The 25,376-nt window shown below is 73.0% G+C and carries 24 protein-coding genes and 2 pseudogenes; 15 read left to right on the top strand and 11 right to left on the bottom strand.

The window, feature by feature from the left end:
• Nucleotides 1-131: 131 nt before the first annotated feature.
• The gene (locus IE245_RS33645; protein WP_189954673.1) at nt 132-419 is read right to left on the bottom strand and encodes a DUF2530 domain-containing protein; all 288 of its coding nucleotides are present in this window, start codon (nt 417-419) and stop codon (nt 132-134) included.
• A gap of 160 nt (nt 420-579) precedes the next feature.
• Between IE245_RS33645 and IE245_RS33640 the strand changes: the two genes are divergently transcribed.
• Complete coding sequence (locus IE245_RS33640) at nt 580-2,031, top strand: NCS2 family permease (RefSeq protein ID WP_189954671.1); 1,452 nt, start codon at nt 580-582, stop codon at nt 2,029-2,031.
• On the opposite strand, the gene IE245_RS33635 is transcribed toward IE245_RS33640, so the two are convergent.
• Nucleotides 2,001-2,246, bottom strand: coding sequence for a hypothetical protein (locus IE245_RS33635; RefSeq protein WP_189954669.1), 246 nt, complete (start codon nt 2,244-2,246; stop codon nt 2,001-2,003). The two genes, IE245_RS33640 and IE245_RS33635, sit on opposite strands and share 31 nt — an antisense overlap.
• 178 nt (nt 2,247-2,424) lie before the next feature.
• On the opposite strand from IE245_RS33635, the gene IE245_RS33630 reads away from it, so the two are divergent.
• Nucleotides 2,425-2,868: a MarR family winged helix-turn-helix transcriptional regulator gene (locus IE245_RS33630; RefSeq protein ID WP_189954667.1), complete on the top strand. Its 444-nt coding sequence runs from the start codon at nt 2,425-2,427 to the stop codon at nt 2,866-2,868.
• Between the two features lie 27 nt (nt 2,869-2,895).
• The gene (locus IE245_RS33625) at nt 2,896-4,251 is read left to right on the top strand and encodes an MFS transporter (protein ID WP_189954665.1); all 1,356 of its coding nucleotides are present in this window, start codon (nt 2,896-2,898) and stop codon (nt 4,249-4,251) included.
• 70 nt (nt 4,252-4,321) lie between these two features.
• Here IE245_RS33625 and IE245_RS33620 read toward each other — a convergent pair whose 3' ends face one another.
• Entirely contained in the window at nt 4,322-4,834 is a 513-nt protein-coding gene (locus IE245_RS33620; protein ID WP_189954664.1) for a GNAT family N-acetyltransferase, read from the bottom strand.
• Nucleotides 4,835-4,868: 34 nt separating this feature from the next.
• Between IE245_RS33620 and thpR the strand changes: the two genes are divergently transcribed.
• Both thpR and IE245_RS33610 read left to right on the top strand, forming a co-directional pair.
• Nucleotides 4,869-5,453 carry an RNA 2',3'-cyclic phosphodiesterase gene (thpR, locus tag IE245_RS33615; protein ID WP_189954662.1) on the top strand — a complete coding sequence of 195 codons (585 nt, stop codon included), beginning with the start codon at nt 4,869-4,871 and terminating at the stop codon, nt 5,451-5,453.
• Nucleotides 5,454-5,618: 165 nt separating this feature from the next.
• Nucleotides 5,619-6,608, top strand: a complete 990-nt coding sequence (locus tag IE245_RS33610) for an aldo/keto reductase (protein WP_189954653.1) — start codon at nt 5,619-5,621, stop codon at nt 6,606-6,608.
• 25 nt (nt 6,609-6,633) lie between these two features.
• Here the strand turns inward: IE245_RS33610 and IE245_RS33605 are convergent, their stop codons facing one another.
• The 3 genes from IE245_RS33605 to IE245_RS33595 form a co-directional block, all read right to left on the bottom strand.
• On the bottom strand, nt 6,634-7,317 hold the full coding sequence (locus IE245_RS33605; RefSeq protein WP_189954652.1) for a GDSL-type esterase/lipase family protein: 684 nt from the start codon (nt 7,315-7,317) through the stop codon (nt 6,634-6,636).
• An 84-nt stretch (nt 7,318-7,401) separates the two neighbouring features.
• Nucleotides 7,402-9,504 (bottom strand): hypothetical protein, encoded by a 2,103-nt coding sequence (locus tag IE245_RS33600; RefSeq protein WP_189954650.1) that lies wholly within the window; start codon nt 9,502-9,504, stop codon nt 7,402-7,404.
• A gap of 132 nt (nt 9,505-9,636) precedes the next feature.
• Nucleotides 9,637-10,482 carry an alpha/beta fold hydrolase gene (locus tag IE245_RS33595; protein WP_189954648.1) on the bottom strand — a complete coding sequence of 282 codons (846 nt, stop codon included), beginning with the start codon at nt 10,480-10,482 and terminating at the stop codon, nt 9,637-9,639.
• Between the two features lie 491 nt (nt 10,483-10,973).
• Here IE245_RS33595 and IE245_RS33590 point away from each other — a divergent pair, with 491 nt between their 5' ends.
• Entirely contained in the window at nt 10,974-11,978 is a 1,005-nt protein-coding gene (locus IE245_RS33590) for a WD40 repeat domain-containing protein (protein WP_189954646.1), read from the top strand.
• An 86-nt stretch (nt 11,979-12,064) separates the two neighbouring features.
• Complete coding sequence (locus IE245_RS33585; RefSeq protein ID WP_189954644.1) at nt 12,065-12,433, top strand: cupin domain-containing protein; 369 nt, start codon at nt 12,065-12,067, stop codon at nt 12,431-12,433.
• Nucleotides 12,434-12,491: 58 nt separating this feature from the next.
• On the opposite strand, the gene serC is transcribed toward IE245_RS33585, so the two are convergent.
• The gene (serC, locus tag IE245_RS33580) at nt 12,492-13,610 is read right to left on the bottom strand and encodes a phosphoserine transaminase (RefSeq protein ID WP_189954641.1); all 1,119 of its coding nucleotides are present in this window, start codon (nt 13,608-13,610) and stop codon (nt 12,492-12,494) included.
• Nucleotides 13,611-13,661: 51 nt separating this feature from the next.
• On the opposite strand from serC, the gene IE245_RS33575 reads away from it, so the two are divergent.
• Nucleotides 13,662-16,439: an FAD-binding and (Fe-S)-binding domain-containing protein gene (locus tag IE245_RS33575; RefSeq protein ID WP_189954639.1), complete on the top strand. Its 2,778-nt coding sequence runs from the start codon at nt 13,662-13,664 to the stop codon at nt 16,437-16,439.
• A 28-nt stretch (nt 16,440-16,467) separates the two neighbouring features.
• Here the strand turns inward: IE245_RS33575 and IE245_RS33570 are convergent, their stop codons facing one another.
• On the bottom strand, nt 16,468-17,205 hold the full coding sequence (locus IE245_RS33570) for a class I SAM-dependent DNA methyltransferase (protein WP_189954637.1): 738 nt from the start codon (nt 17,203-17,205) through the stop codon (nt 16,468-16,470).
• A gap of 56 nt (nt 17,206-17,261) precedes the next feature.
• Between IE245_RS33570 and IE245_RS33565 the strand changes: the two are divergent.
• Nucleotides 17,262-17,654: pseudogene (locus IE245_RS33565) on the top strand (GNAT family N-acetyltransferase); the annotation flags it as partial.
• An 89-nt stretch (nt 17,655-17,743) separates the two neighbouring features.
• On the opposite strand, the gene IE245_RS33560 reads toward IE245_RS33565, so the two are convergent.
• A complete protein-coding gene (locus tag IE245_RS33560; protein WP_189954633.1) occupies nt 17,744-18,484 on the bottom strand; it encodes a class I SAM-dependent methyltransferase in 741 nt (246 codons plus the stop codon).
• A gap of 746 nt (nt 18,485-19,230) precedes the next feature.
• Between IE245_RS33560 and IE245_RS33555 the strand changes: the two genes are divergently transcribed.
• Genes IE245_RS33555 through IE245_RS33545 form a run of 3 tightly spaced genes read left to right on the top strand, consistent with a single transcriptional unit; the run spans nt 19,231 to nt 21,235 of the window.
• Nucleotides 19,231-20,061, top strand: coding sequence for a helix-turn-helix domain-containing protein (locus IE245_RS33555; protein ID WP_189954631.1), 831 nt, complete (start codon nt 19,231-19,233; stop codon nt 20,059-20,061).
• Complete coding sequence (locus IE245_RS33550; protein WP_189954629.1) at nt 20,039-20,296, top strand: DUF397 domain-containing protein; 258 nt, start codon at nt 20,039-20,041, stop codon at nt 20,294-20,296. The genes IE245_RS33555 and IE245_RS33550 overlap by 23 nt, the downstream gene beginning before the upstream one ends.
• 18 nt (nt 20,297-20,314) lie before the next feature.
• Nucleotides 20,315-21,235 carry a DUF2199 domain-containing protein gene (locus IE245_RS33545; protein WP_189954627.1) on the top strand — a complete coding sequence of 307 codons (921 nt, stop codon included), beginning with the start codon at nt 20,315-20,317 and terminating at the stop codon, nt 21,233-21,235.
• 533 nt (nt 21,236-21,768) lie between these two features.
• Here IE245_RS33545 and IE245_RS33540 read toward each other — a convergent pair.
• Nucleotides 21,769-22,119, bottom strand: a complete 351-nt coding sequence (locus IE245_RS33540; RefSeq protein WP_229851938.1) for an EF-hand domain-containing protein — start codon at nt 22,117-22,119, stop codon at nt 21,769-21,771.
• 17 nt (nt 22,120-22,136) lie between these two features.
• On the bottom strand, nt 22,137-23,036 hold the full coding sequence (locus IE245_RS33535; protein ID WP_189954625.1) for a LysR family transcriptional regulator: 900 nt from the start codon (nt 23,034-23,036) through the stop codon (nt 22,137-22,139).
• A gap of 187 nt (nt 23,037-23,223) precedes the next feature.
• Between IE245_RS33535 and IE245_RS33530 the strand changes: the two genes are divergently transcribed.
• From IE245_RS33530 to IE245_RS33520, 3 genes and pseudogenes are all read left to right on the top strand, one after another.
• On the top strand, nt 23,224-24,189 hold the full coding sequence (locus tag IE245_RS33530; protein WP_189954714.1) for an EamA family transporter: 966 nt from the start codon (nt 23,224-23,226) through the stop codon (nt 24,187-24,189).
• Between the two features lie 379 nt (nt 24,190-24,568).
• Entirely contained in the window at nt 24,569-25,240 is a 672-nt protein-coding gene (locus IE245_RS33525) for a DUF4097 family beta strand repeat-containing protein (protein WP_189954623.1), read from the top strand.
• A gap of 38 nt (nt 25,241-25,278) precedes the next feature.
• A pseudogene (locus tag IE245_RS33520) lies at nt 25,279-25,376 on the top strand (ABC transporter); the annotation flags it as partial.

The raw sequence follows: 25,376 nt of genomic DNA, 5'->3' as shown, positions 1-25,376 counted from the left end.
GACCGTTCACCCGCCGGGAAGCGACAAGATCCGACCGCGGGGGGACCGGAATCGTCCCCTGGTGCTACGCGGGGACCGGGGCCCGTCGCCGGCGGGTGACCTTGCGCGGGGCTGCGCGGAACTGTGCGGAGCTACGCGGGGCTCGCCCCGCCCACCGTCTCCTCGGCCTCCCGCGCCGCCTGGTGGCGCTTGATGGCCGCGTCGCGCTTGCGCACGTACCAGATGCCGAGCAGGCCGAGCGCGCCGCCGGCCAGGCAGGTCCACACCCAGGAGGTGATCCCGCGGTCGTCGAACCAGCCGTAGAAGGGGAGCTGCACGAGGAAGAGGACGAACCAGATGATCGTCCCGCCGGTGATCGTCCCGACCACCGGCCCCTCCAGGGGTGCGGGTGCCTCGTGCTTCGGTGTCCACTTCGCCATGCCGTCAGTCTAGGCGGGCCGATTTCGGGTCTACGCGCGGAGATGGACTCCCGCTCGTTCATGTGTTCATACTGAAACGGTTTGCCTGAGGCGGGTTTCCTTCGTATGAACCGCCGAAAAAGGACTTCTGGACTTCTTTCCCGAAGAGGAACCCACCCCCATGAGCACCACGGCCGCCGCCAAGGCCTCCTCCCCCGAGCCGAAGGTTCCGCAGGAACCCTCTTCCGGACTCGACCGCTTCTTCAAGATCTCCGAGCGCGGTTCCACCGTCGCCCGCGAGGTCCGCGGAGGCTTCGCCACCTTCTTCGCGATGGCCTACATCATCGTGCTGAACCCGATCATCCTCGGCAGCGCCAAGGACATGTACGGGCACCAGCTCGACAGCGGCCAGCTCGTCACCGCCACCGTCCTGACCGCGGCCTTCTCGACGCTCCTCATGGGTGTCATCGGCAACGTCCCGATCGCGCTCGCCGCCGGTCTCGGCGTCAACACGGTCGTCGCCCTCCAGCTCGCGCCCCGGATGTCCTGGCCGGACGCCATGGGCATGGTCGTCCTCGCCGGCATCGTCGTGATGCTGCTCGTCGCGACCGGTCTGCGCGAGCGCGTCATGAACGCCGTCCCGGTCGGCCTGCGCAAGGGCATCGCGATCGGCATCGGCCTCTTCATCATGCTGATCGGCCTCGTCGACTCGGGCTTCGTCTCCCGCATCCCCGACGCCGCGCACACCACCGTGCCGCTGCAGCTCGGCACCGGCGGGCACCTGCTCGGCTGGCCGGTCCTCGTCTTCGCCCTGGGCACCCTGCTGACCCTCGCCCTGATCATCCGCAAGGTGCCGGGCGCGATCCTCATCTCGATCGTCGTCATGACGATCGTGGCGATGGTGATCAACGCGGTCGCGGACATCCCGTCCTGGGGCCTGACCACTCCGGAGTGGCCCGGCAACCCGGTCGCCTCCCCGGACTTCGGCCTGGTCGGCGAGGTCAGCCTCTTCGGCGGCTTCGCGAAGGTCGGCTACCTCACGGGCGCCCTCTTCGTCTTCACCGTCCTGCTGTCGTGCTTCTTCGACGCCATGGGCACGATCCTCGGCGTCGGCGACGAGGCCAAGCTGATCGACAAGGACGGCAACTTCCCGGGCATCAACAAGGTCCTGCTGGTGGACGGCCTCGCCGTGGCCTCCGGCGGCGCGACCTCCTCGTCGGCCACCACCTGCTTCGTGGAGTCCACGGCGGGCGTCGGCGAGGGCGCCCGTACCGGCCTCGCCTCGGTCGTCACGGGCGGTCTGTTCTCGGTGGCGCTGTTCCTCACGCCGCTCGCGACCATGGTGCCGTCGCAGGCGGCGACCCCCGCGCTGCTCGCGGTGGGCTTCCTGATCCTGGCCGGGTCGATCAAGGACATCGACTGGGCCGACTACACCATCGCGGTGCCGGCGTTCCTGGCCATGACGATGATGCCGTTCACCTACTCGATCACGAACGGCATCGGCATCGGCTTCATCAGCTTCAGCGTGCTGCGGCTCGCGGCCGGACGGGGCCGTGAGGTCCCGGTGGCCATGTACGTCGTGTCGGCGATCTTCGTCTTCTACTACGCGATGCCGGCGCTGGGCCTGACCTGACCGAGCGGGGCGGCGCCGGTGCCCGGAGGCTCCGGCTCCGCCCCGTAGAACTTCTCCGTCTCCTCGACGGCGGTCGTGAACCGCTCGTCGAAGTCCTCCCGAATGAGCGTCCGGACGACATAGTCCTGGACGCTCATTCCTCTTTTCGCGGCGTGACCCTTGAGCCGGTCGAGCAGCTCACTGTCGATGCGCAGGCTGAGCACTGTCGATCCCATGCCGTTCAGGGTCGGGGCTGCCGGGGCCCCTTTGCGTCACTTTCCGGATCCGACTCACTCGTTTGGGTGATGCATGGATATCCGGTCGTGACCTGGACCGGCGTGATGTGCACGACACGCGGGTCATCGGGTGGTTCCCGAGTGGTCTTTAGTCAGAGTAATGAGTTAGGCTAACTACATGCCCGACCTGTCCCACGGCACCGCCGACGACGCCGCGGCCGTGAACGCAATCCGCTCGTCCGTCATGCGGCTGAGCCGGCGCCTCAAGCGTCAGCGCGTCGACGAGTCGCTGAGCCCGACCGAGATGTCGGTGCTCGGCACCCTGGCCCTCTGCGGCTCCGCCACCCCCGGTGAGCTGGCCCGCAAAGAGCACGTACAGCCGCCGTCGATGACCCGCATCGTCGCCCTGCTCGAAGCCAAGGGACTGGTCCGGCTGGAGCCGCATCCCGACGACCGCCGGCAGAAGGTGGTCAGCCAGACCGAGCGGGCCGAGGCCATGCTCGAGGACGCCCGCCGCAAGCGGAACGCCTGGCTGGCCTCCCTCGCCGAGGGGCTGGACGAGGACGAGTGGGCCGTACTGCGCGCGGCCGCTCCCGTCCTGGAGAAGCTCGCCCATCTCTGAACCCGAGCGCCGAGGAGGCGACGCACTTTGAGTACGGGACCCGGAGCAGACTCCGCACCCGTCCACAAACCCACCACTACCCGAGGGGGCGGGAAGGCCCGCAAGGGAACCTTCTCCTCGCTCTCCATCCGGAACTACCGGCTGTTCTTCACCGGAGCGATCGTCTCCAACACCGGTACGTGGATGGCCCGGATCACCCAGGACTGGCTCGTCCTGAGCCTCACCGGCTCGGCCGCCGCCGTCGGCGTCACCACCGCCCTGCAGTTCCTGCCGATGCTCCTCTTCGGCCTCTACGGCGGGGTCATCGCCGACCGCTACCCGAAGCGGCGCCTGCTCCTCGTCAGCCAGGCCGCCCTCGGCCTGTGCGGCCTCGCGCTCGCCGTCCTGACCCTCTCCGGCCACGTCCAGGTCTGGCACGTCTACCTGATCGCCTTCCTCCTCGGCATGGTGACGGTCGTCGACAACCCGGCCCGGCAGTCCTTCGTCTCCGAGATGGTCGGCCCCGACCAGCTCCGCAACGCGGTCTCGCTGAACTCGGCCAACTTCCAGTCCGCCCGGCTCGTCGGCCCCGCCGTCGCCGGCGTCCTGATCGCCGGGGTCGGCAGCGGCTGGGCCTTCCTCATCAACGGCCTGTCCTTCCTCGCGCCGCTGACCGCCCTGTGGCTGATGCGGACGGGTGAGCTCCACAAGGTCGAGCGCGCCCCGCGCGGCAAGGGCCAGCTCCGCGAGGGCCTGCGGTACGTCGCCGGGCGCCCCGACCTGATCTGGCCGATCGTCCTGGTCGGCTTCATCGGCACCTTCGGGTTCAACTTCCCGATCTGGCTGACCGCCTTCTCCGACGAGGTCTTCCACGTCGGCGCCGGCACCTACGGCTTCCTCAACACCCTGATGGCGGCCGGCTCCCTCGCGGGCGCCCTGCTCGCGGCCCGCCGCGGCTCCACCCGGCTGCGGATGCTGGTGATCGCCGCAGGCGTCTTCGGCGTCCTGGAGGTCATGGCGGCCCTCTCGCCGTCCTTCTGGATGTTCGCGCTGCTGCTCGTCCCCATCGGCATGATCGGCCTCACGGTGAACATCACCGCGAACTCGGCCGTCCAGATGGCGACGGACCCGGCCATGCGGGGCCGCGTGATGAGCCTCTACATGATGGTCTTCGCGGGCGGCACCCCGATCGGCGCGCCGCTCCTGGGCTGGGTCACCGACACGTACGGCGCCCGCGCCGGCTTCGCCACCGGCGGCCTGGTCTCCCTCGCCGCCGCCGCGGCCATCGGCCTCGTCCTGGCCCGCATCGGCAACCTGCGGCTCGCCATGGGCTGGCGCCACGGCCACCCCAGCGTCCGCTTCGTCCCCCGCGCGGCCCCGGAACGCCTGGCGACGGCGGCCTGACGGCGCGCACGGGGACGGGGCCCTCGGCGGCCCCCGCCCCCGCGCGGAACCGCCGAGGTCCCGTGCGCGCTCAGACCCGCATCTCCAGGACCTGGCCCGGCCAGTCGCCGACCGCGAACGGGTCGGTGCGGGTGAAGCCCTGGCGCTCGTAGTACGCGACGAGACGGCCCTCGCCGCCCGCGAAGCAGTCCACGCGGAGCAGCGAGACGCCCTCGCGGCGGGTCTCCTCCGCCGCGTGGGCGAGCAGCGCCGCCCCCACCCCGAGGCCGTGGAACCGGCCGTCCGTGGCGAGGTAGCGCACGTACCGCTCCGGCTCCCCGGCCGGCGGTACGTACGCGCCGGGGTGCGGGGTCAGCGTGAGCGTGCCGGCCGGGACGCCGTCCACCTCCGCGATCCACGGGGTGCCCTCGCCCATCACCCGCCCGACGTGCTCGACCGTCTTCGGGCGGCTGGTGAAGGGGTCGGTGCCCCACTGGGCGGTGATCCCCCTGCCGTTGAGCCAGGCGACGGCGCTGTCGAGTATCCCGAGGACGGCCGGCAGGTCCGCGGGGCCGCCCCGCCTGATCGTGATCGCGTGGTCCATCCGGCCGAGGCTATCCGCTGCCACACTGACGGACATGAGGGTTTTCGCCGCTGTCCTGCCGCCCGCCGGGGCGCTCGCCGAGCTCGGTGCCGCCGTCGACGCGCTGCACGCCCTGCCCGGCGCGGAGGCCCTGCGGTGGACGTCCCGGCCCGGATGGCACTTCACGCTCGCGTTCATGGGGGAGGTCGACGACGGGCTCCTGCCGGACCTCCACGCCCGGCTGGCCCGTGCCGCCCGCCGCACCGCGCCCTTCGGGCTGCGGCTGCGCGGCGCCGGCCACTTCGGTCCGCGCGCCCTGTGGACCGGCGCCGCCGGCGACCTGGACGCCCTGCGGCGGCTCGCCGAGCGCGCCGACGCGGCGGCGCGCCGGGCGGGGATCCCGATGGAGGAGCACCGCCGCTACCAGCCCCATCTGACGATCGCCCGCGCCCGCGGCGAGGGCGCCCCGCTGGCCCCGTTCCTCGAAGCCCTCGACGGCTTCGAGGGGACGCGCTGGGAGGTCGGCGAGCTGGCCCTGGTCCGCTCGAACCTGCCGGTGGGCGGGGTGGCGGGGGAGCAGCCCCGGTACGAGACGGTGGAGACCTGGCCGCTGGAGGGGCGGGAGGAGGACCCGGGTTAACCTCGACGGGTGGATCCGAAGACTCGTAACCAGATCATGGCCGGCGTACTCGTACTGATGTTCGCGATCATCGCGGTGGCATCGGTGGTCGGCCAGTAGCGCGCCCGCGCCCTCCACCGGCAGGCCCTTGCTTCGAGCGCGCTCCAACGAGTTGGCTGGTGGCCCATGGAGTACACGCAGCTCGGACGCACCGGACTCAAGGTCAGCCGCCTCGTCCTCGGCACGATGAACTTCGGCCCGCAGACCGACGAGGCCACCAGCCACGCCATCATGGACGCGGCGCTCGACGCCGGCCTGAACTTCTTCGACACGGCCAACGTCTACGGCTGGGGCGAGAACAAGGGCCGCACCGAGGAGATCATCGGCTCCTGGTTCGCGAAGGGCGACGGCCGCCGCGACCGCACCGTCCTCGCCACCAAGGTCTACGGCAACATGGCCGCCGACGGCGAGGCCTGGCCGAACCACGACAAGATCTCCGCCCTCAACATCCGCCGCGCCGTCGACGCCAGCCTCAAGCGGCTCGGCACCGACCACATCGACGTCTACCAGTTCCACCACGTCGACCGCGCCACGCCCTTCGAGGAGGTGTGGCAGGCGATCGACGTCCTGATCCAGCAGGGCAAGATCCTCTACGCCGGCTCCTCCAACTTCCCCGGCTACAAGATCGCCCAGGCGAACGAGGCCGCCGCCCGCCGCGGCATGGTCGGCCTGGTCAGCGAGCAGTGCCTCTACAACCTCTACGAGCGCCGCGCCGAGATGGAGGTCATCCCGGCCGCGCAGGAGTACGGCCTCGGCGTCATCCCGTGGTCGCCGCTGCACGGCGGCCTGCTCGGCGGCGTCCTGAAGAAGGAGACCGAGGGCAAGCGCCGCACCGAGGGCCGGGCCGCGGAGACCCTCGCGGACCCGGCGGAGCGGGAGCGGTTCCAGGCGTACGAGGACCTCCTCGACAAGCACGGCCTCGCCCCCGGCGAGGTCGGCCTGGCCTGGCTCCTCACCCGCCCCGGCGTGACCGGCCCGATCGTCGGCCCCCGCACCCCGGAGCAGCTGGCGGGCGCCCTGCGCGCCCTGGAGCTCGACCTGTCGGACGAGCTCCTCGCCGAGCTGGACGCGATCTTCCCGGGCCCGGGCCCGTCGCCGGAGGCCTTCGCCTGGTAGGGGCCGCCCGCGTGCGGGGCGGGCGCTACCGCGCCGGGTAGCGCCCGCCCAGCCCCCACGCCTGGTGCATCGCGTCGGCGAAGGCGGCGGCCAGCTTGTGCTCGCCGCTCGGACCCGGGTGCGTGCCGTCGTACGTGTCCGTCCGCAGGTCGTACGACTCCGGCACCGACGCCAGCAGCAGCGGCGAGGCGGGGCTGTCGAGGTCGGCGACCGCCTTCGCCAGCAGTTCGTTGAAACGGGCGCACTCGGCGGCGAAGGCGTCGTCGTAGGTGGCCCGGACGTTGGGGATCACGGGCAGCAGCACGGCCCGGATCCCCGGGTTCGCGGCCCGGGCGGCGCCGACGAACGCCCGCACGTTCTCCTCGGTCTGGTCGCTGTTCGTGTAGAACCCGAGGTCGATCAGGCCGAGCGAGACGAGCAGGACGTCCGCGCGGGTCGCGGCGACGGTCTCCCCGATGACCGGCGCCATGTGCAGCCACCCCTCGCCCCACCCGGCCAGGTGCCGGCGGGCGGCGGCCGGGAACGCGGGATCGGCGTACCCCCGGGGGTCTCCCGGCTCCCCCTCGGGCACGTACAGCCCGTCCCGGGGCCCGACGATCTCGTAACCGCCGGGCATCACCGTCTCCAGGTGCTCCCACATGCGGTGACGCCAGGTCCAGTCGCCGGCGCGTCCGATGGTCATGCTGTCGCCGACGAACAGAAAACGCATGCTCCCATCATCCCGGACCCCGTCCCCGGCCCGCGACGTGACGGGGGACACGGGCGGGCCGGGGACGGGGAGCGTGAACGGGGCCTAGAAGACGGTCTTGTAGGTGGTGGAGTCGGTGCGCAGGGGCAGGACGTCCGCGGCGTCGAAGGGGCGGGTGGTGCTGTTGGTACCGCGGTAGTGCGCGGAGCCGGACGGGCCGATCGCGTAGAGGTCGGTGACGGGGTGCCAGGGGCTCTTCCCGCCGGCGATGATCCGGGTGTACTTCTGCCAGCCGCCGCCGATCTTGCGGCGGGCGGTGAAGGTGCCGTCGCCCTTGCCGAGGTAGAGCCAGAGGACGCCGTCCCGGTCGCGGGCGAGGAGGTCGCCGCCGGAGGCGCCGGCGACGTTCCCGGGCGCGGCGAGGAGGTCGTAGGCCTGCCAGCCGCCGCCGACCCTCTTGCGGGCCTTGAAGGGCGCCCTGGCGTCGCCGGTGGAGGCGTAGAACCACAGCACGCCGGAGGCGTCGGTCGCGAGCAGGTCGCCGCGTCCGTCGCCGTTCAGGTCGCTGCCGCCGGTGATCTTGTTGTAGACCTGCCAGCCGCCGCCGATCTTCGTGCGCGGCAGCAGCTTCTGCTTCTCGCTCTGATGCAGCCACAGCACGCCGTCACGGTCCCGTCCGACGATGTCGTCGGCCGCTCCGCCGGCCAGGTTCCCCGGCGCGGCCATCAGCGTGTACGTGTTCCATCCGCCGGTGCCGAGACGCTCGGCGTCCGGCTTGTGGACGACGGGCGGGCAGCCCTCCTCGTAGCACTCCCGGTCCTTCATGCCGACGATCTGGCCGATCCCGTACGCCGAGAGGTTGCCCGCGCCGTCGCGGACGAGCGCGTCGGCGCCGCCGTTGTCGTTGAAGTCGCGCGCCTGCGTCGGGCGGGCCAGGGTGAAGGTGCCCGTCCGTTCGATGGAGCCGGCGGACAGCTTCCACGTGTACTCGCCGTTGTAGGCGCCGAAGAGGCGGCCCACGGTGGTGTCCCAGTCGACGAACGGGTTCATGTTGTCGCGCAGCAGCTCCGTGCGGCCGGTGGCCTTGTGCGTCACCCAGAAGTCGGCGTCCGCCTCCCGGTTGAACTCCCAGCTGAACCGCGCCCAGGAGGTGGTGATCCGGCTCGGCACCGTCACGCTCCGCAGGGCGAGGGGCGGGGGTTCGGGGAAGTCCGCCACCACGGTCACCGCCGGGGCGCCGTCCGCGCCCAGGGCGACGCGGAACACGGCGTCGTGCACCGTCGTCGTGCTGCCCCGCACGACGAGCGTGCCGTCGAGGCCGATCGCCATGTCGCCCGGGTACAGGAACGGCTCGACCGTCCGGCCGTCCGTCCGCGACCGGAGCGTGAGCCTGGAGCCCTCCTTGACCGCGAGCCACTCGTCACCCAGGACGAGCCGGCCCGGGTAGGGCAGTTCCCGGGTCTCCCCGGTCTTCCGGTCGACCACTGTGGTCCTGCCGTCGGAGACCCAGGACACGTGGCCGGGAGTGACCTGGATCAAGGAGGCGTCGGAGTCGGCGTCGTACGACTCGACGACGGCTGCCGTGGCGACGTCGACCAGCTTGATCCCGCTGGTCCCCCCCAGGTGGACCGCGATCGTTCCGGGGGTCGTGGAGCTGACGCCCTCGGGCTGTCCGTACGGGAGCCCGGTCACCTCGCGGGTGACGGTCCGCCCGTCGGAGGCCCGGCCGACCAGGCGGAGCTGCTTGGTGTAGCTGTCGACCGTCACGAGCGTCGAGCCGTTGACCGCCCACAGCCAGTAATTGCCCTCGATGCGAAGGGGGTCGCCGCCCTTCGCCATGTCGTGCACGGTGTAGTGGCTGCCGTTGTTCCCCACCACGAGGTCCGATCCGGGCGTGCCCCGGTAGTCCCCGCTGATGCTCGGGAGTTCGACGGAGGTGCCGTCGTACCGTACCCAGTGGTCGATCCAGCCGTTGGTGAGGAAGCCGGTGGCACCGGCGCCGTCCACGCGTTCCGTCGCCTCGATCAGCGGAACCGTCGCCTCCGCGCCCGCCTCCTGCGTCAGCGCGGCGGGAGCCGCCGCCGCGACGCCCGGGCCGGCCACGGTGGCGGCGGTCGTCGCGGCGAGGGTGACGGCCAGGGCGGCGGTCAGGCGGAGCCGGGACGCGCGGGCACGGTGGACGCCGGCGCGGGCACGGGCACGGGACAAGGCGGGGCCTCCTCGGACGAGGGGAAGAGCGGGTGCGGCGCCACAGCACCGCACCCACCAGACCCGCCGCCCGCCCGGAAGGTTGTACGGGACGACGCCCCGCGTCCAGGGGCGCCGAACCCGCCGTGCCGCCTACGCGTCCAGGAACTCCGCGACGTGTCCCGCGAACCACTCCGCGTCGTCGTGCCACGGGAAGTGCCCGCCGTCCTTCAGAACCTCCAGCCGGGCCTGCGGGAACAGCTCCGCGTACGCGGCGGCCGTCGGCGGCGGGGTGTTCGCGTCGCCCTCGCCGGCGAGGACCAGCACGGGCCGCCCGAACTCCGCGAAGACCGCGCGCGTCGCCGCCGGGTCGTAGGCGCCCTCGCCGCCGTAGACCCCGGCCGCCTCGGCGTTCCGCTGCCGGGCCGTGTCCGCTTCCCGCTCGCGTGCCGCGTCGTCCCAGGTGCCGTGGAAGAACGGCATGACCTTCGCGAAGACCGCCTCGGTCCCGCGCCCCGCCGTCATCTCCTCCAGCGCCGCGTACGCCTCCGCGAACCACGGCTCCCCGGCCCGCAGCCGCGCCGCCGCCAGCCGCTCCTCCGGCGCCGGCACGATCCCGGCCGCCGCGGGTCCCGGCGTCACGAGCACCAGCCGCCGGACCCGCTCCGCGTGCCGCGTCAGGTACAGCGCGGCGAGGTTCGCGCCCGCCGAGTGGCCGAGGAGGTCGACCGCGTCGAGCCCGAGGTGGACCCGCAGCGCCTCCACGTCCCCGACGAGCCGGTCGCAGCGGTACGACCCCGGGTCGGCCGGCACTCCGGAGGCGCCGGTGCCCCGCAGGTCGAGCCGGATGATCCGGCGGCCGGCGAGGCCGTCCAGGTCCCGGAGGTAGGCGGAGTCCCGCATCGGGCCGCCGGGCAGGCAGAGCAGCGGGGCGCCGGGCCCCGATCCGGACTCGTGGTAGGCGAGGAGGGTGCCGTCGGGGGCGCGGAAGGTAGGCATGATCGCGACCATGACAGCGGCTGCCGGCGCTGGTCAACCACGTTTCGGCGCGCCTGGCGGCAGAGCGGTACGGGGCACGGCGGCCGGGGCGTGGGCGGGGGCGGGGCGGCCCCGAGGCTTGGCCGGGTCCGGGTCCGGGATCGGGTCCGGGTCCGGGATCGGGTCCGGGATCGGGTCCGGGTCCGGGTCCGGGTCTGGGATCGGGGTGGGCCCGAGGTCTGGGTCCGGGATCGGGATCGGGGTGGGCCCGAGGTCCGGGTCCGGGTCCGGGATCGGGATCGGGATGGGCCCGAGGTCCGGGGCTCGAAGGTCTGGTCGGGGTCGGGGTCGGGCCCGGGGTCAGGGGCCCGAAGGGGGGCCGGGCCGGGGCCGGCGGTCGGGTGGGGGCCGGAGCCGGAGCCGGAGCCGGAGCCGGAGCCGAGACCGGGGCTGGGGGCCGGAGGCCGGGTGGGCCCGGGGTCCGGCGGGGCGGGTCGTGGCAGGCTGGGGCCATGCGTACCGGATCCCGTGCCGTCCTCGCCGCCGCCGCGGCCCTCGCCCTGTCCGCGACCCCCGCGCACGCGGACCCCGGCCCCGCCGACCGGGACTTCACCCTCGCCGACCCGAGGATCACCGAGTCCAGCGGACTCGCCGCCAGCCGGGCGCACCCCGGGATCTACTGGACGCACAACGACCAGGACCAGCCCCGGATCTTCGGCGTCGACTCCCGTACGGGCGAGACGGTCGCGACCCTGACGATGGCCGGGGTCGGCACCCCCAGGGACATGGAGGCCATCTCCGTCGGCCCGGACGGCGACATCTACGTCGGTGACATCGGCGACAACCTCGACGGCTCCTGGGACCACGTCTGGATCTACCGCTTCCCCGAGCCGAAGACCCTGAAGGACCAGACCGTCCGGGCGAAGCAGTACGTCGTGAAGTACGCCGACGGCCCCCGCAACGCCGAGGCGCTGATGGTCCACCCGAAGACCGGCCGCGTCTACATCGCCAGCAAGAACGAGGACGGCGGCGGCCTCTACGCCGGCCCGGAGCGCCTCTCCGCCTCCGGCACCAACACCTTCCGCCGCATCGGCGAGGTCCCCTGGGTGACCGACGGCGCCTTCTCGCCCGACGGCGAACGGCTCCTCCTCCGCAGCTACTTCAGCGCCCGCGAGTACGTCTGGAAGGACGGCCGCATCGAGGGCGACGGCACCTCCCCCGGCGCCCCCTTCCAGGGCCAGGCGGAATCGGTCACGTACACGCCCGACGGCTCGGCCTACCTCTTCGGCTCGGAGGGGCAGGGGAGCCGGGTCGTCCGCGTGGAGCGCGAGGACCGGCCGGAGGACGGGCCCGACCGCCCGTCGGACACCGGCGGCGCGGGGGACTCCGCGCCGGAGTCCCCGGACGGCGCCGCCCCCGCCGACGACGCCGAGGGCGGCAGCGCCACCACCGGCTTCCTCGTCCTCGCCGGCGCCACCGTCCTCGTCCTCGGCATCAAGCGGCTCCTGCGCCGCTGACCGCCCCGCCCCGCCGGCCCGCCGCTCCTGTCGACCCCCGTCCCTCCCGGGCACAGACTGGAAGGAGAGCGAAGAGGTGAGGCGTCATGACGGCATTCACGCGCGAGGACACCCCCGTCGCCATGGAGGGCGACGGTCTGGACTTCCGGATGCGGGAGGCGGGCGGCGGCATGACCGTCGCCTTCATCCACCTGCCCAAGGGCACCGACCTGGCCCCCGCCCTCAAGGGCCTGGAGGGCGACCTGTGCCAGTGCCCGCACTGGGGATACGTGTTCCGGGGCAGCATCAGGATGCGGACCGCCTCCGGCGAGGACGTCTACGAGGCCGGACAGGCCTACTACTGGGGCCCCGGCCACGCCCCCGAGGCGCTGGAGGACACCGACGTCGTCGAGTTCTCCCCGACGGAGGAGTTCACCGCCGTCATCGACCACGTGAAGGCGCAGGCGGCCGGATGACGACAGCGGAGGGGGCCCGGCATCGTGCCGGACCCCCTCCGCCCTCGGCGAGCCGTGATCAGAGGCGCTCGATCACGTAGTCGACGCAGGCCGTCAGCGCGCGGACGTCCGCCGGGTCGATCGCCGGGAACATCGCGATGCGCAGCTGGTTGCGGCCCAGCTTGCGGTACGGCTCGGTGTCCACGATCCCGTTCGCGCGCAGCACCTTCGCGACCGCGGCCGCGTCGATCTCGTCCGCGAAGTCGATCGTGCCGATGACCTGGGAGCGCTTCGCCGCGTCCGTCACGAACGGCGTCGCGTACTTCGAGCCCTCGGCCCACGCGTAGAGGGCGTCCGAGGACTCCTTCGTGCGCGCCACCGCCCACTCCAGACCGCCCTGGCCGTTGATCCACTTCAGCTGCTCGTTCAGCAGGAAGAGGGTCGCGAGCGCCGGGGTGTTGTACGTCTGGTTCTTCAGCGAGTTGTCGATCGCCGTCGGCAGCGAGAAGAACTCCGGGATGTGCCGGCCGGACGCGTGGATCCGCTGCGCCCGCTCCAGGGCCGCCGGGGAGAACGCCGCCAGCCACAGGCCGCCGTCGGCGGCGAAGGACTTCTGCGGGGCGAAGTAGTAGACGTCCGTCTCGGTGATGTCGACGGGCAGACCGCCCGCGCCCGAGGTCGCGTCCACCAGGACCAGCGCGCCCTCGTCGGCGCCCGCGACCCGCTTCAGCGGGGCGGCGACACCGGTCGAGGTCTCGTTGTGCGTGTACGCGTACACGTCCACGCCCGCCTCGGCCACCGGCTCCGGGTGCGTGCCCGGGTCGGAGGAGATCACGGTCGGCTCGGCCAGCCACGGGGCCAGCTTCGCGGCCTTCGCGAACTTGGACGAGAACTCGCCGAACGTGAGGTGCTGCGACTTGGACTCGATCAGACCGTGGGTCGCGATGTCCCAGAAGGCGGTGGAGCCGCCGTTGCCGAGGATCACCTCGTAGCCCTCGGGCAGCGAGAAGAGGTCACGGATCCCGGTGCGGACCTCGCCGACCAGGTTCTTGACCGGAGCCTGGCGGTGGGACGTGCCCAGGAGGGACGTGCCGGTGGCGGCCAGGGCGTCCAGCGCCTCCGTCCGCACCTTGGAGGGGCCCGCGCCGAAACGACCGTCTGCGGGCTTGATGTCAGCGGGAATCTGGATGTCGGCCACGAGCCGGAGAGTATCGGGTCGGGGAGGGCCCGGTCGCGGCATGTCCGCCCGATGAGACGAAGAACGAGACATCCTTGCGTGGTGGGAACAGACGACAGACACGCCGCAGGCCCCTCCGCCGCGCTCGCCGCGGAGCTGCGGGCCGCCCTCGCCGGAGACGTCGACTTCGGCGCCTCCGCCCGGGCCCTCGTGACCATGGACGCCTCCAACTACCGCCGCGTACCTGCCGGTACGGTCGCACCGCGCGACGCCGACGACGTCGCCGCAGCCCTGGAGATCTGCCGCCGGCACGGCACCGTCCCCGTCGTCCCGCGCGGCGCCGGCACCTCCATCGGAGGCCAGGCCACCGGCACCGGCGTCGTGCTCGACCTCACACGCCACATGGACGGACTCGTCTCCGTCGACCCCGCCGCCCGCACCGCCGTCGTCCGCCCCGGCCTCGTCCTCGGCCGGCTGCGGGAGGCGGTGCGCCCGTACGGCCTCACCTTCGGCCCCGACCCGTCCACCCACGGCCGCTGCACCCTCGGCGGCATGATCGGCAACAACGCCTGCGGCGCCCACTCGGTCGCCTGGGGCACCACCGCCGACAACGTCAGCTCACTCGAAGTGGTGAGCTACCGGGGTGAGAAGCTGACGCTGGGGCGGGGCGGACAGGGTGCACCCGCCGGTCTGACGGACCTCGTCGGCCGCAACCTCGCCCTCCTGCGCACCGGCTACCCGCCCGGCCTGCCCCGCCGCATCTCCGGCTACGCCCTCGACGCGCTGCTCCCCGAACGGGGCACGGACGTCGTCCGCTCCTTCGTCGGCAGCGAGGGGACCCTGGGGGTGGTGACGGAGGCGACCGTACGGCTCGTCCCGCTGCCCGCCGACCCGGTCCTGGTCGTCCTCGGCTACGCCGACGAGACGGCGGCGGCGGACGCGGCGGCGACCGGCCTCGGGGCGTACGGGGCGCTGACCGTGGAAGGCATGGCCGCCGACCTGGTGGGGGACGCGCGGGGCCTGCCCCGGGGCGGGGCGTGGCTGTTCTGCGAGGTGGACGGGGAGGGCGCGGCCCGGGAGCTGGTCCGGGCGGCGGACGCGGTCGACACGGCCCTCGTACGCGACCCGGCCGGGCAACGGGCCCTGTGGCGGATCCGCGAGGACGCGGCCGGAACGGCCACCCGGATGCCCGGCGGAGGCGACGCCTGGCCCGGATGGGAGGACTGCGCGGTGCCGCCCGCGCGGCTCGGCGCGTACCTGCGCGACTTCCGGGCCCTGCTGGCCGAGCACGGCCTGCGGGGGACCCCGTACGGGCACTTCGGCGACGGCTGCGTGCACGTCCGCATCGACTTCGACCTGTGGACGGCCCGGGGCGTGCGCGGCTTCCGCCGCTTCTCGGAGGACGTCGCCGACCTCGTGGTCGCGCACGGGGGCTCCCTGTCCGGCGAGCACGGCGACGGCAAGGCGCGGGCGGAGCTGCTGCCGCGGATGTACGGGGACGAACTCGTCGGGCTCTTCGGCGCGGTGAAGGACCTGTGGGACCCGGACGGAGGGCTGAACCCGGGGATGCTGGTCCGCCCCGAGCCCCTCGACTCGGGGCTGCGGTTCGAGGGACTGCCGCTGGTCGGGGCGGGGAGGGAGGCCGCGAGGTGCGTGGGCGTCGCCAAGTGCCGCGTGACCGGACCGACTTCGGGCCCCTCCGTGATGTGCCCGTCCTTCCGCGCCACGGGCGAGGAGAAGCACTCCACGCGGGGCCGGGCCCGGCTCCTGCACGAGATGGCCCTCGGCGAGGTCATCACGGACGGCTGGCGCTCGGAGGAGGTCCGGGAAGCGCTGGACCTCTGCCTCTCCTGCAAGGGCTGCCGCAGCGACTGCCCCGTCGGCGTCGACATGGCCGCCTACAAGGCGGAATTCCTGGACCGCCACTACGCGGGGGTGAGCGGCTGGTGGCGCAGGCCGCGCTCGCACTGGACGATGGGCCGCCTCCCGTCCTGGCTCGCCCACTTCGGACGCGGCCTGAACGCCGCGACGCGCCTCCCGTACGCGGCACGCCTCGCGGGCGTCACCCCGGAGCGGGCCATGCCGAGGGTCGCGGGCCGCACCTTCGCGTCGTGGTTCGCCGACCGCTCCTCGGCCCGGCCCCCCGTCCTCACCCTCTGGCCGGACACCTTCACGAACCACCTGGCCCCGCAGGTCGGGCGCGCCGCCGTCCGCGTCCTGGAGGACGCCGGCCTCGGCCTGGAACTCCCGCCCGGCCGGGTGTGCTGCGGACTGACCTACGTGTCGACGGGCCAGCTGGGGGCGGCGCGGCGGGTGATGCGCAGGACACTGGACGTGACGGAGGGGACGGAGGGCCCCGTGGTCGTCCTGGAACCCTCCTGCGCGGCGGCCCTCAGGACCGACCTGCCCGAACTGCTCCCGGACGACCCGAGGGCCGCCCGCCTGGCGGCGTCGGTCCGGACCTTCGCCGAGGCCCTGGAGGAGCTGGCCCCCGACTGGACCCCGCCGGCGGTCGACCGCCCGGTCACCGGCCAGACCCACTGCCACCAGCACGCCGTCCTGGGCGACGCCGCCGACCGCCGGCTGCGCGAACGCGCGGGCCTCCAGGGCGAGCTGGCGGGAGGCTGCTGCGGCCTGGCGGGCAACTTCGGCTTCGAACCGGGCCACGAGGAGGTGTCGCGCGCCTGCGCGGAGGACCAGCTCCTGCCGGCGTTGCGTACGGCCCCGAGCACGGCGGAGGTCCTGGCCGACGGCTTCTCCTGCCGCACCCAGATCGCCCATCTGACCCCCGGCCGGGGCCGCCACCTGGCGGAGGTCCTGGCGGAGGCGCTGGACGGCGCGGGCGCGTGAAGGAAGGCGCCCGGGCACGGCGCGCGCGTCACGCCACCGGCTTGCGCCAGACGGAGACGTGCTTCGTGGAGTCCTGGGTGAACGGGGTGCCGTCCCAGTCCGCGACGCGGCGCTCCGGTTCGAGGCCGGCGAGCCGGGCCATCAGGTCGAGCTCCGCGGGCCAGGCGTACCGGTGGCGGGAGGCACCGCGACGGTAGCGGCCGTCCTCCAGGGTGAAGTGGTGCGAGACGAGGACCTGCTCGACCAGGTCGAAGGTGTCGAAGCCCAGGTGCCGCTCCGAGACGTCGAACGGCACCGCGACCTGGCCGGGCGGCAGGAGGCGCAGGGGCGGCACGCCCAGTTCGATGACGAAGCGGCCGCCGGGCTCCAGGTGGCGCGCGGCGTTGCGGAAGCACTCGACCTGCTCGTCCTGCGTGAGCAGGTTCGTGATGGTGTTGTAGACGAGGTAGACCAGGGCGAACCCGCCGGGGACGACGGTGGTTGCCATGTCCCCGATGGCCACCGGAAGGGTGTCCTCGTCGACCTTGCGCCGCAGCACCGCCGCCATGTGCTCGGACAGTTCGATGCCCACGACCGGCACGCCGCGCTCCCGGAGGGGGACGCCCACGCGGCCGGTGCCGATGGCGAACTCCAGCGCCCGGCCGTCCCCGGCGAGCTCGGCGAGGAAGTCGAGGGTCGGCCCGAGCGCGGCGGGCGAGGAGATCCCGGCCTCCTCGGTGTCGTAGCGTTCGGCGGTCGCACGGCTCCACAGTTCACTGCTCGTCACAATCCGCCACTCTGCCGGGCGCCGAGGGCCGCTGTCGACGCGTTTAGTCTCGCGCCATGACGATCACCTACGAGTGGCGGGGCGACTTCGACGACGCCACGCTCAACGCGCTGCACGCCGAGGGCTTCGACGGGCCGGCGCCGGACGCCGCCTGGGGGGCGCGGGTGCGGCGGCACAGCCTCGGCTGGGTCTGCGCGCGCCACGACGGCGACCTCGTGGGCTTCGTCAACGTCGCCTGGGACGGCGGCGGCCACGCCTTCCTCCTCGACACCGTGGTCGCGGGAGGCCACCGCCGGTCCGGCATCGGAGCCGAGCTCGTCGCCGAAGCCGCACGGCGGGCCCGCGAGGCCGGATGCGCGTGGCTCCACGTCGACTTCGAGGAACACCTCCGGCCGTTCTACGCCGACGCCTGCGGATTCCGGCCGACGGCGGCCGGCCTCCTCGCGCTCCGACCAACCGGGGCCCATGCTCTCCGGCCCGTGGAATCCGGGATCGGAGCCGATCGGAGCGACCGGCTCCTGGCGGTTGAACCGGGGGCTCATGGCTTGTGGGTCACCCAGAGCAGTTCCGCCGGCCAGTGGTGGGCCCAGTCGGGCGGGTCGGTCTCGTTGTAACCATTGGGAGTTCCGGCGTCGGGCCGGGGCTCGATGAGGTCGTCGATGACGAGCCCCGCGCCCCGCAGAACCCTGACCCAGTCACCGTAGGTGAGCTGATAACTGGTCGCGCCGCCTCCTTCGTCGACGGCGTCCAGCCCGAAGTAGGGCTTCTGCAACGTCGTCGTCACCCGCTCGGCGGCCTCGTCGTAGCAGGCCTCGAACCAGGGACTGGCGACGTTGAACACCAGCCGCCCACCCGGCCGCAGGACGCGCGCGGCCTGTGGGACGGCCAGGCGCGGGGGCGCCCAGCTGAGTCCCCCGAAGTCGCAGAAGACCAGGTCGAAGCTCCCGTCGGCGAACGGAAGCCGCTCGGCCGCCCCCTGCACCAGCGGATGTCGGACGTCCCCCATCGCGTCCCGCGCCGCCGCGAGCTGGGCCTCGGACAGATCGATCCCGACCACGGAGGCCCCCTCGGCGGCGAGCACCCTGGACCACTGCCCGGCCCCGCAGCCGAGTTCGAGCACCCGCTTGCCCCGCACGTCACCCAGGGCGCCCAGCCTCGCGTCGGGGACGGAGTACATCCCCCACAACCGGGGCGCCGCGCCGATCTTCGGATCGTGCGCGCGCTGGTAAGCCCCGCTGATCCGGTTCCAGAGCCGCCGATTGGCGGAGATGCTGTCCACACGCCGACTCCAACACCGCCCGCCGGGCCGGTCAACACGATTAAGGCGCCCAGCGGCCAGACGAACGCAACGCGCGCGGAGTGCCTCAAAGCCCGACGTTATGCCGGAATTACCCCCATTCGTCACCCCAGGCTTCCCACTCCGCGCAAGCAACCGCTCCCCACCCGCTCACAGGGACCGGCGGGGCCTGAATCCCGGCCACCAGTCGACGGGAAGCCGCCAAGAGGAGATGGGGCACCCCATTGAACGCCCGCGCACCCCGAGCCGACGGCCACGGACCCACCCGCGCACGCCGCGAACCGAGCCCCCACCCACCCGCGTGCACGCGACGCACCGACCGGAGCGATACCCGGACCCCCCACCACCCACCGGCCTGACGGCCGGGGCCGACCGCCCGCCGATTCCCCGCCTCCCCGGTGGCCTCGCCCCCGGCCGCCCTCCGAGAGTGTCCTGGCACCTGGAGCCGCCGGGTCAGGGGTGGGCGCAGCCCATCGCGCAGCGACGCCGGAGGCGCCCTTGACGCGGCGGCGGAAGGCGCCACTCTCGGAAAGAGGGCGGCCGCACCCGCCTCCCGCACACCCGGCCCACCCCAAGGGCCTCGCTTCTCGGACGCACTTTCCGCGAGCCATGCCTCCGTAGCGCCAACTTCCCTCGAAAGGACGGTGGTTATCCGATTCCGGGTTCGCGTAGGGCCAGCCGCTGACTACGCTCGGCTTCCAGCCGACCGTTGCTTGGGAGTGCCCTTCGTGGTCAACATCCGCAGCCTTGATCCGTCCGCCTCACCGCTCGACTACTACGGATCCGAACTCCGCCGCCTCAGAGAAGAGGCCGGCCTCAGCCAGACACAGCTCGGCAAGATCGTCTTCTGTACGGGCTCCCTGGTCGGCCAGATCGAGACGGCGCACAAGGTCCCCACCCGGGAGTTCTCCGAACGCATCGACGCGGCGCTGATGACGGGCGGGCTCTTCACGCGGCTGGTGGGGCTGGTGCTGCGGAGCCAGCTGCCGTCCTGGTTCCAGGAGTACGCGGAGATGGAGGCGCAGGCGACGTACATCTCGACGTACCAGTCGCAGATGGTCTACGGCCTGCTCCAGACGGAGGCGTACGCGCGGGCGGTGCTGAGCGTCGAGCAGACGGATCGGCTTGAGGAGTTGCTCGCCGCTCGCATGGAACGGCAGCGAATTCTGCGGCGCGATCAGCCGCCGGTGCTGTGTGTGGTGCTCGACGAGGCCATGCTGCACCGGGAGATCGGCGGCCCGGAGGTCATGCGGGCGCAGCTGGAGCATCTGCTGAGCTTCGCCCACGAGCCGTGGGTGCAGATCCAGGTCCTTCCGAACGAGGTGGGTGAGCACCCTGGCCTGTTGGGTTCCTTCAACCTCCTGAGGTTCGAGAAGGACCCTGACCTCTTCTACTGCGAGACCTACGACTCCGGTCACATGACCGCGAATTCCCGCGTGATCAGGGAACGTTCCGTCGGTTACGCTCGCCTCCAGGCGATGGCCGCCTCTCCGAAGGGGTCGGCCGAGCTGATCGCACGCGTCATGGAGGAACGATATGGACCCGGTGCAGTGGCGTAAGTCGTCGTACAGCGGCCCGAACGGCGGCGACTGCATCGAATGCGCCCCCCTCGGCACTGCCGCCTGGCGCAAGTCCTCCTACAGCGGTCCGAATGGCGGCGAGTGCATTGAGGTAGCCGACCTCGCCCCCCACATCGCCGTCCGCGACTCCAAGGACCCCTCCCGCCCCGCCCTTCGGGCCACCCCCGCCGCCTTCGCCGCGTTCGTGGAGGCCGCCGCTCAGGGCCGTATCTGAGCTGCATAGGGTGCGGGGATGGACAACCCCGCACCCACCACCACCTGCTCCTGCTGCGGTGACCCGCTCCTCGACGAGCGGCGGATCGACGTCCGGTTCGGATTGCCGGACGTCGCGTTCGAGCTGCCGGAGGAGGCCCGGCGGTCGCCCGGCCCCAGCGCGCTGCTCGCGCTCGACGGGGCCGGGTTCTTCATGCGGTGCCTGCTGCCGGTGCGGCTGACGGGGGAGACCGAGCTGGTGCTCGGGGCCTGGGTGGAGGTGGACGAGGAGACGTTCCGGCACGCCGCGGACGTGTGGGACGACGAGGCCGCCTACCCGGGGCTCGTCGTGCGCGGGCGGCTCGCGAACGCCGTGAAGCCGTGGGGCGAGACGGCGTTCGGGGCGGAGCTCACGGGACGGATCAAGGACGCCGAGGAGCTGCCGTACCTCGTGGAGGGCCACGGGCCGGAGGCGGAGCGACTGATCGGGGAGGTCTGGGACCGGGACGACGTGCTCGCCCGCTTCCCGCACCCGCTGCCGGTCGCGGTCCGGACGGACCTCGGTGACGGGTGGTCGGTGGAGCGGTCCGCAGGGTTCTCGGCGCGGTTCGAGGACGGCGTCGACCAGTTCGCGACGCAGGGCCGCAGTGTCGCCGCGACGCTCTTCCAGGACACGGAGCAGGGGCGTGCGCCCGAGGACTTCCTCGACGCGCTGATCGGGGATAACCCCCAGATGCCCAAGGCGCTGGAGGGGCAGGAGGACCTGGAGAGGCTGCCGGAGGGCGGGGTCCGGTACGCCTACTGGTTCACCCCCGGGGACACGGGGCGGCCGCGCCACGAGCTGTACGCGTACGCGGTCGAGCCCGACGGCTCGGCGGCCGGGTTGTTCTGCTCGTACGAGGAGGCGGGGCAGCACGCCTGGGCCCGGCACGTCTGGCGCTCGATGCGGCGGGAGCCGTAGGAGGGGTTTCCGGGGGTGTGGGGCTTGGTGGGTGTCGGGTGCGGCCGCCCTCTTCTCCGAGAGTCACGCCTTCCGGCGGCGCGTCAAGGGCGCCTACGGCGTCGCTGCGCGATGGGCTGCGCCCACCCTTGACCCGCCACCTCCAGGCGTGCGGAAAAACTCGGAGGGCGGCCCGGGGAACGGGCCCACGCGAGCGGACGGGTGCCGGCGGGCGTGGGTGCGCGCCTGCGGGCCGGTGGGACCGGGAGGCCCGGGTATCGCTCCCGTCCGCTGATGTCCGCACCCCGGTGGGGTGGGGCTCGGTTCGCGGCGCGCGCCGGTGGGACCGTAACCGTCGGTCCGGGGTGCGCGGCCGTTGAATGGGGTGCCCCCTCCCTGCTCAGCGGCTCCCCGCCGTCCGTTCGCCGGGACTCAAGCCCCGCCGGTCACCACCGGTGGGACGGAGGGGCGCGGGAACGGAAGGAAGCAAAGGGGAAGGGCCCGTCCCGTCTGACCGGGCGGGCCCTGGCCCCGAGGGGGTTCCGGCGTGGTGCTCAGCGTCCGAGGAGGGGGACGTCGATCTGGCCGAGGTGGAAGGCGCGGACGGCCTGGACGAGTTCCTCGACGGAGAGCTGGCCGTCACCGTCGGTGTCGATCTGGCGGAACGCCTGGGCCGGCTCGACGTCGGAGACGCCGATGGCGTCCAGCCAGGACTTGAACTCGGCCGGGTTGACCTGGCCGTCGCCGTCGACGTCCACCAGCTCGACGATGGCCTGGATGGTCGGCTTGACGACACGGTTGAAGCCCGCGCCGCCGTTCTCCAGGATGTGCTCCTCGGCGATGCGGTTGAACTGCTCGGGGGTCAGGGCGCCGGTGTGCTCGTCGATGCCGGCCTTACCCCACACCCCGTGGGCCCGTGGTCTCAGGTGCCGTTGACGATTTCTCGGGCCATGCGCACCAGGGCCTCCGTCGCCGGGTGGGGGAAGGCGTCGCGCCAGGCGAGGAGGACGGGGAGGGGCGGGGCGCCGGTCAGCGGGCGGTAGGCGACCCCGGGGTGGGGGTGGAGCGCCGCCGTGGAGGCGGAGGAGACGCCCACGCCCCGGGCGGCGGCGATGGCGGCGAGCCAGTCGTCGGTGTTGGCGACCGTGAGGGTGTTCGTGGGGCGGGCGGGCAGGGGCCACAGGGTGAGGGTCGTCGCGCCGGAGACCGTGTTGAGGACGACCGTCTCGTCGGCGAGGTCGAGGAGGGTCAGCTCGCCCGGGCGGTCCGCCAGCGGGCTGTCCACGGGCAGCGCGGCCACGCGGGGCTCGGTGGTGAGTTCGGCGGTGACCAGGCCGGGGGCGTCGACGGTGCCGCGCAGCAGGGCCGCGTCCACCTGGCCCCTGGCCAGGCCGGCCGTGCGGTCGTCGATGCGGAGGAGTTCGAGGGGGGTCTCCGGGTGTTCGCGCTGCCAGCGGCGCAGGAGCGGGGTCGTGTACGGGCCGAAGGCCGACCAGGCGTGTCCGAGGCGGAGGGGACGGTGGTGGAGCCGCGCCGGGTCGACCGCTGCGTCGAAGGCGGCCAGTGCGGCGGTGGCCCGTTCGCGGAAGGCGTGGCCTTCGGCGGTGAGGGCGAGGTGGTGGGTGGAGCGGTCGACGAGCCGGGCGCCGAGGTGTCGTTCGAGGGCGGCGAGGGTGCGGGAGACGGCGGGCTGGGTGAGGTGGAGGCGGGCGGCCGCGCGGGTGAGGTTCTCCTCCTCGGCGATGGCGAGGAAGCAGCGGAGGTGGCGCAGCTCGATGCGCAGGGTCATGTTTCTGGAGCATAACCGCAGCGTGATCGGCATTTCCGTCGGCGGGTCCGAGGTCCGTAGCGTGGAAGCGGAATTCGGTCGTCAGGGTGCAGAGGAGCCCATTACTCTGGACTGAGGGTTTAGTGCAATGGACTTTGGAGGTGTGGCGGTGAGCGTGGACAGCCAGGTGTCGACGGGGGCGGCGGCGACGGCAGCCACGGCGGCGGCCGGGGTGGCGGGGGTGGCCCCCGGCCCCACGGCGGATCCCGCGACGGGTGCGCGGCCCGCGACGGGTGCGCGGCCCGCGGCGGCTTCCGGAGGGCGCCCCGGGCCCGCGTCCGGTGCCGCGTCCCGGCGCTTCGGGCCCGTCGCGCTCGTCGTCGCCGGCGGACTCTCCGTGCAGTTCGGCTCCGCCGTCGCCGTCCTGCTGATGCCGCGCGCCGGAGCCCTCGGGGTCGTCACGCTGCGGCTCGTGCTCGCCGCGCTCGTCCTGCTGCTTGTCTGCCGGCCCAAGGTGCGCGGCTACGGCCGGGCCGACTGGGGGACCGTCGTCGCCTTCGGCGCCGCCATGGCGGGCATGAACATCCTCTTCTACCAGTCGATCGACCGGATCCCTCTCGGTGCCGCCGTCACCCTGGAGGTGCTCGGCCCCCTGATCCTCTCCGTCGTCGCCTCGCGGCGGCTCGTCAACATCCTCTGGGCCGGGCTCGCCTTCGGCGGCGTCGCGCTGCTCGGCGGCGGCGGGTTCGACGGGCTCGATCCGCTCGGTGCGGGCTTCGCGCTCGCGGCGGGCGCCATGTGGGCGGCGTACATCGTCTTCAGCGCGCGTACCGGCCGGCGCTTCCCGCAGGCCGACGGGCTGGCGCTCGCGATGGCCTTCGGCGCGGTCCTCAGCCTGCCGCTCGGCATCGCCGAGGCGGGCGGCGCGCTGGTCGTGCCCTCGACGATCGCGCTGGGCCTCGGTGTCGCGCTGCTCTCCTCGGTGCTCCCGTACACCCTCGAACTCCTCGCCCTGCGCCGCCTGCCCGCCCCCACCTTCGCCGTCCTGATGAGCCTGGAGCCCGCCATCGCCGCCGCCGCCGGCTTCTTCGTGCTGCACCAGGCCCTGTCCGTGACGGACGGCCTCGCGATCGCCCTCGTCATCGCGGCGAGCATCGGCGCGGTGCGCACGCAGAAGGCCGTGGCCGCCGCCACCGCCGCCACGTAGCCCCACCAGCCCGCCCGTCTTCCCTCCCGTCCCGCCCTACGGCCGGTGGAGTGGCCCGGACCTTCCGGACCACTCCACCGGCCGTCGCGTTTCCCGGCGGCCGGTCACGCGCGAACCGCGAACCGCGAACCGCGAACCGTGGCCTGTGACCTGCTGCCCGCGACCCGCAGCCGTCGCGCATAGCGTTCACCCTCCCGCTATTGCAACGCTCCGGCATATGTCGTTGCGTCAATTTTGATTTCATTGCAATGAAATATCAGTCTTGACCTGCTCTAATGTCGATCCAATGCAACGAAGGCGTTGCCGAGAATTGGAAAGCAACGTAGCTTTTCTCATGTCGGAAACGTCGACGGAACACCACTCCACAGGAGCGCCCACCATGCAGACCTTCGCCGCCACCGCCCCGATCGCCGCCCTCGTCGCCCTCCCGGCCGGTCGTCTCCGCTTCGTCGCCGGCGAGCGGGCCGACGTCACCGTCGAGGTCCGGCCCCTCGACGCCAAGAAGTCCCGGGACGTGAAGGCGGCCGAGGAGACCGCCGTCTCCTTCGCCGACGGTGTCCTGCGGGTCACCGGGGCCGAGGGCAAGAACCAGCTCTTCGGGCCGTCCGGTTCCGTCGACGTCACCGTGCGGCTGCCGGCCGGGTCCTCCGTCGAGGGCGGGGGCGCCGCCGTGGAACTGCGCGGCGTCGGGCGGCTCGGGGACGTCACCTTCGAGGCCGCCCGGGGGCCGGTCGAGCTCGACGAGGCCGGCCGCGTCCGGATCGGCCTCCAGGACGGGGACATCACCGTCGGCCGCCTCGACGGCGACGCCGAACTCACCACCGCCCGCGGCGACCTGCGGATCGCCGAGGCCGTCGGCGGCACCGTCGTCCTCGACACCCGGGCCGGCTCCATCACCGTCGGCGCCGCGCCGGGCACCTCCGCCACCCTCGACGCCGGGACCGCCCTCGGCCGCGTCAGCAACGGCCTCCGGAACGCGCAGGGTTCCGGTGCCGCGCTCGCCATCCGCGCCACCACCGCCCTCGGCGACATCACCGTCCGCAGCAACTGAGACGCACCCACCCCGAAGAGACCGAGGAGCGAACCGTCATGACGAACCCCGCCATCGTGGCGAACGGTCTGCGCAAGTCGTACGGCGACAAGGTCGTCCTCGACGGCGTCGACCTGACCGTCCCCGAAGGAACGAT

The organism is Streptomyces roseolus (assembly GCF_014649855.1).
GTDB lineage: Bacteria > Actinomycetota > Actinomycetes > Streptomycetales > Streptomycetaceae > Streptomyces > Streptomyces roseolus.
This window is presented reverse-complemented; position numbering and strand designations above follow the sequence as displayed.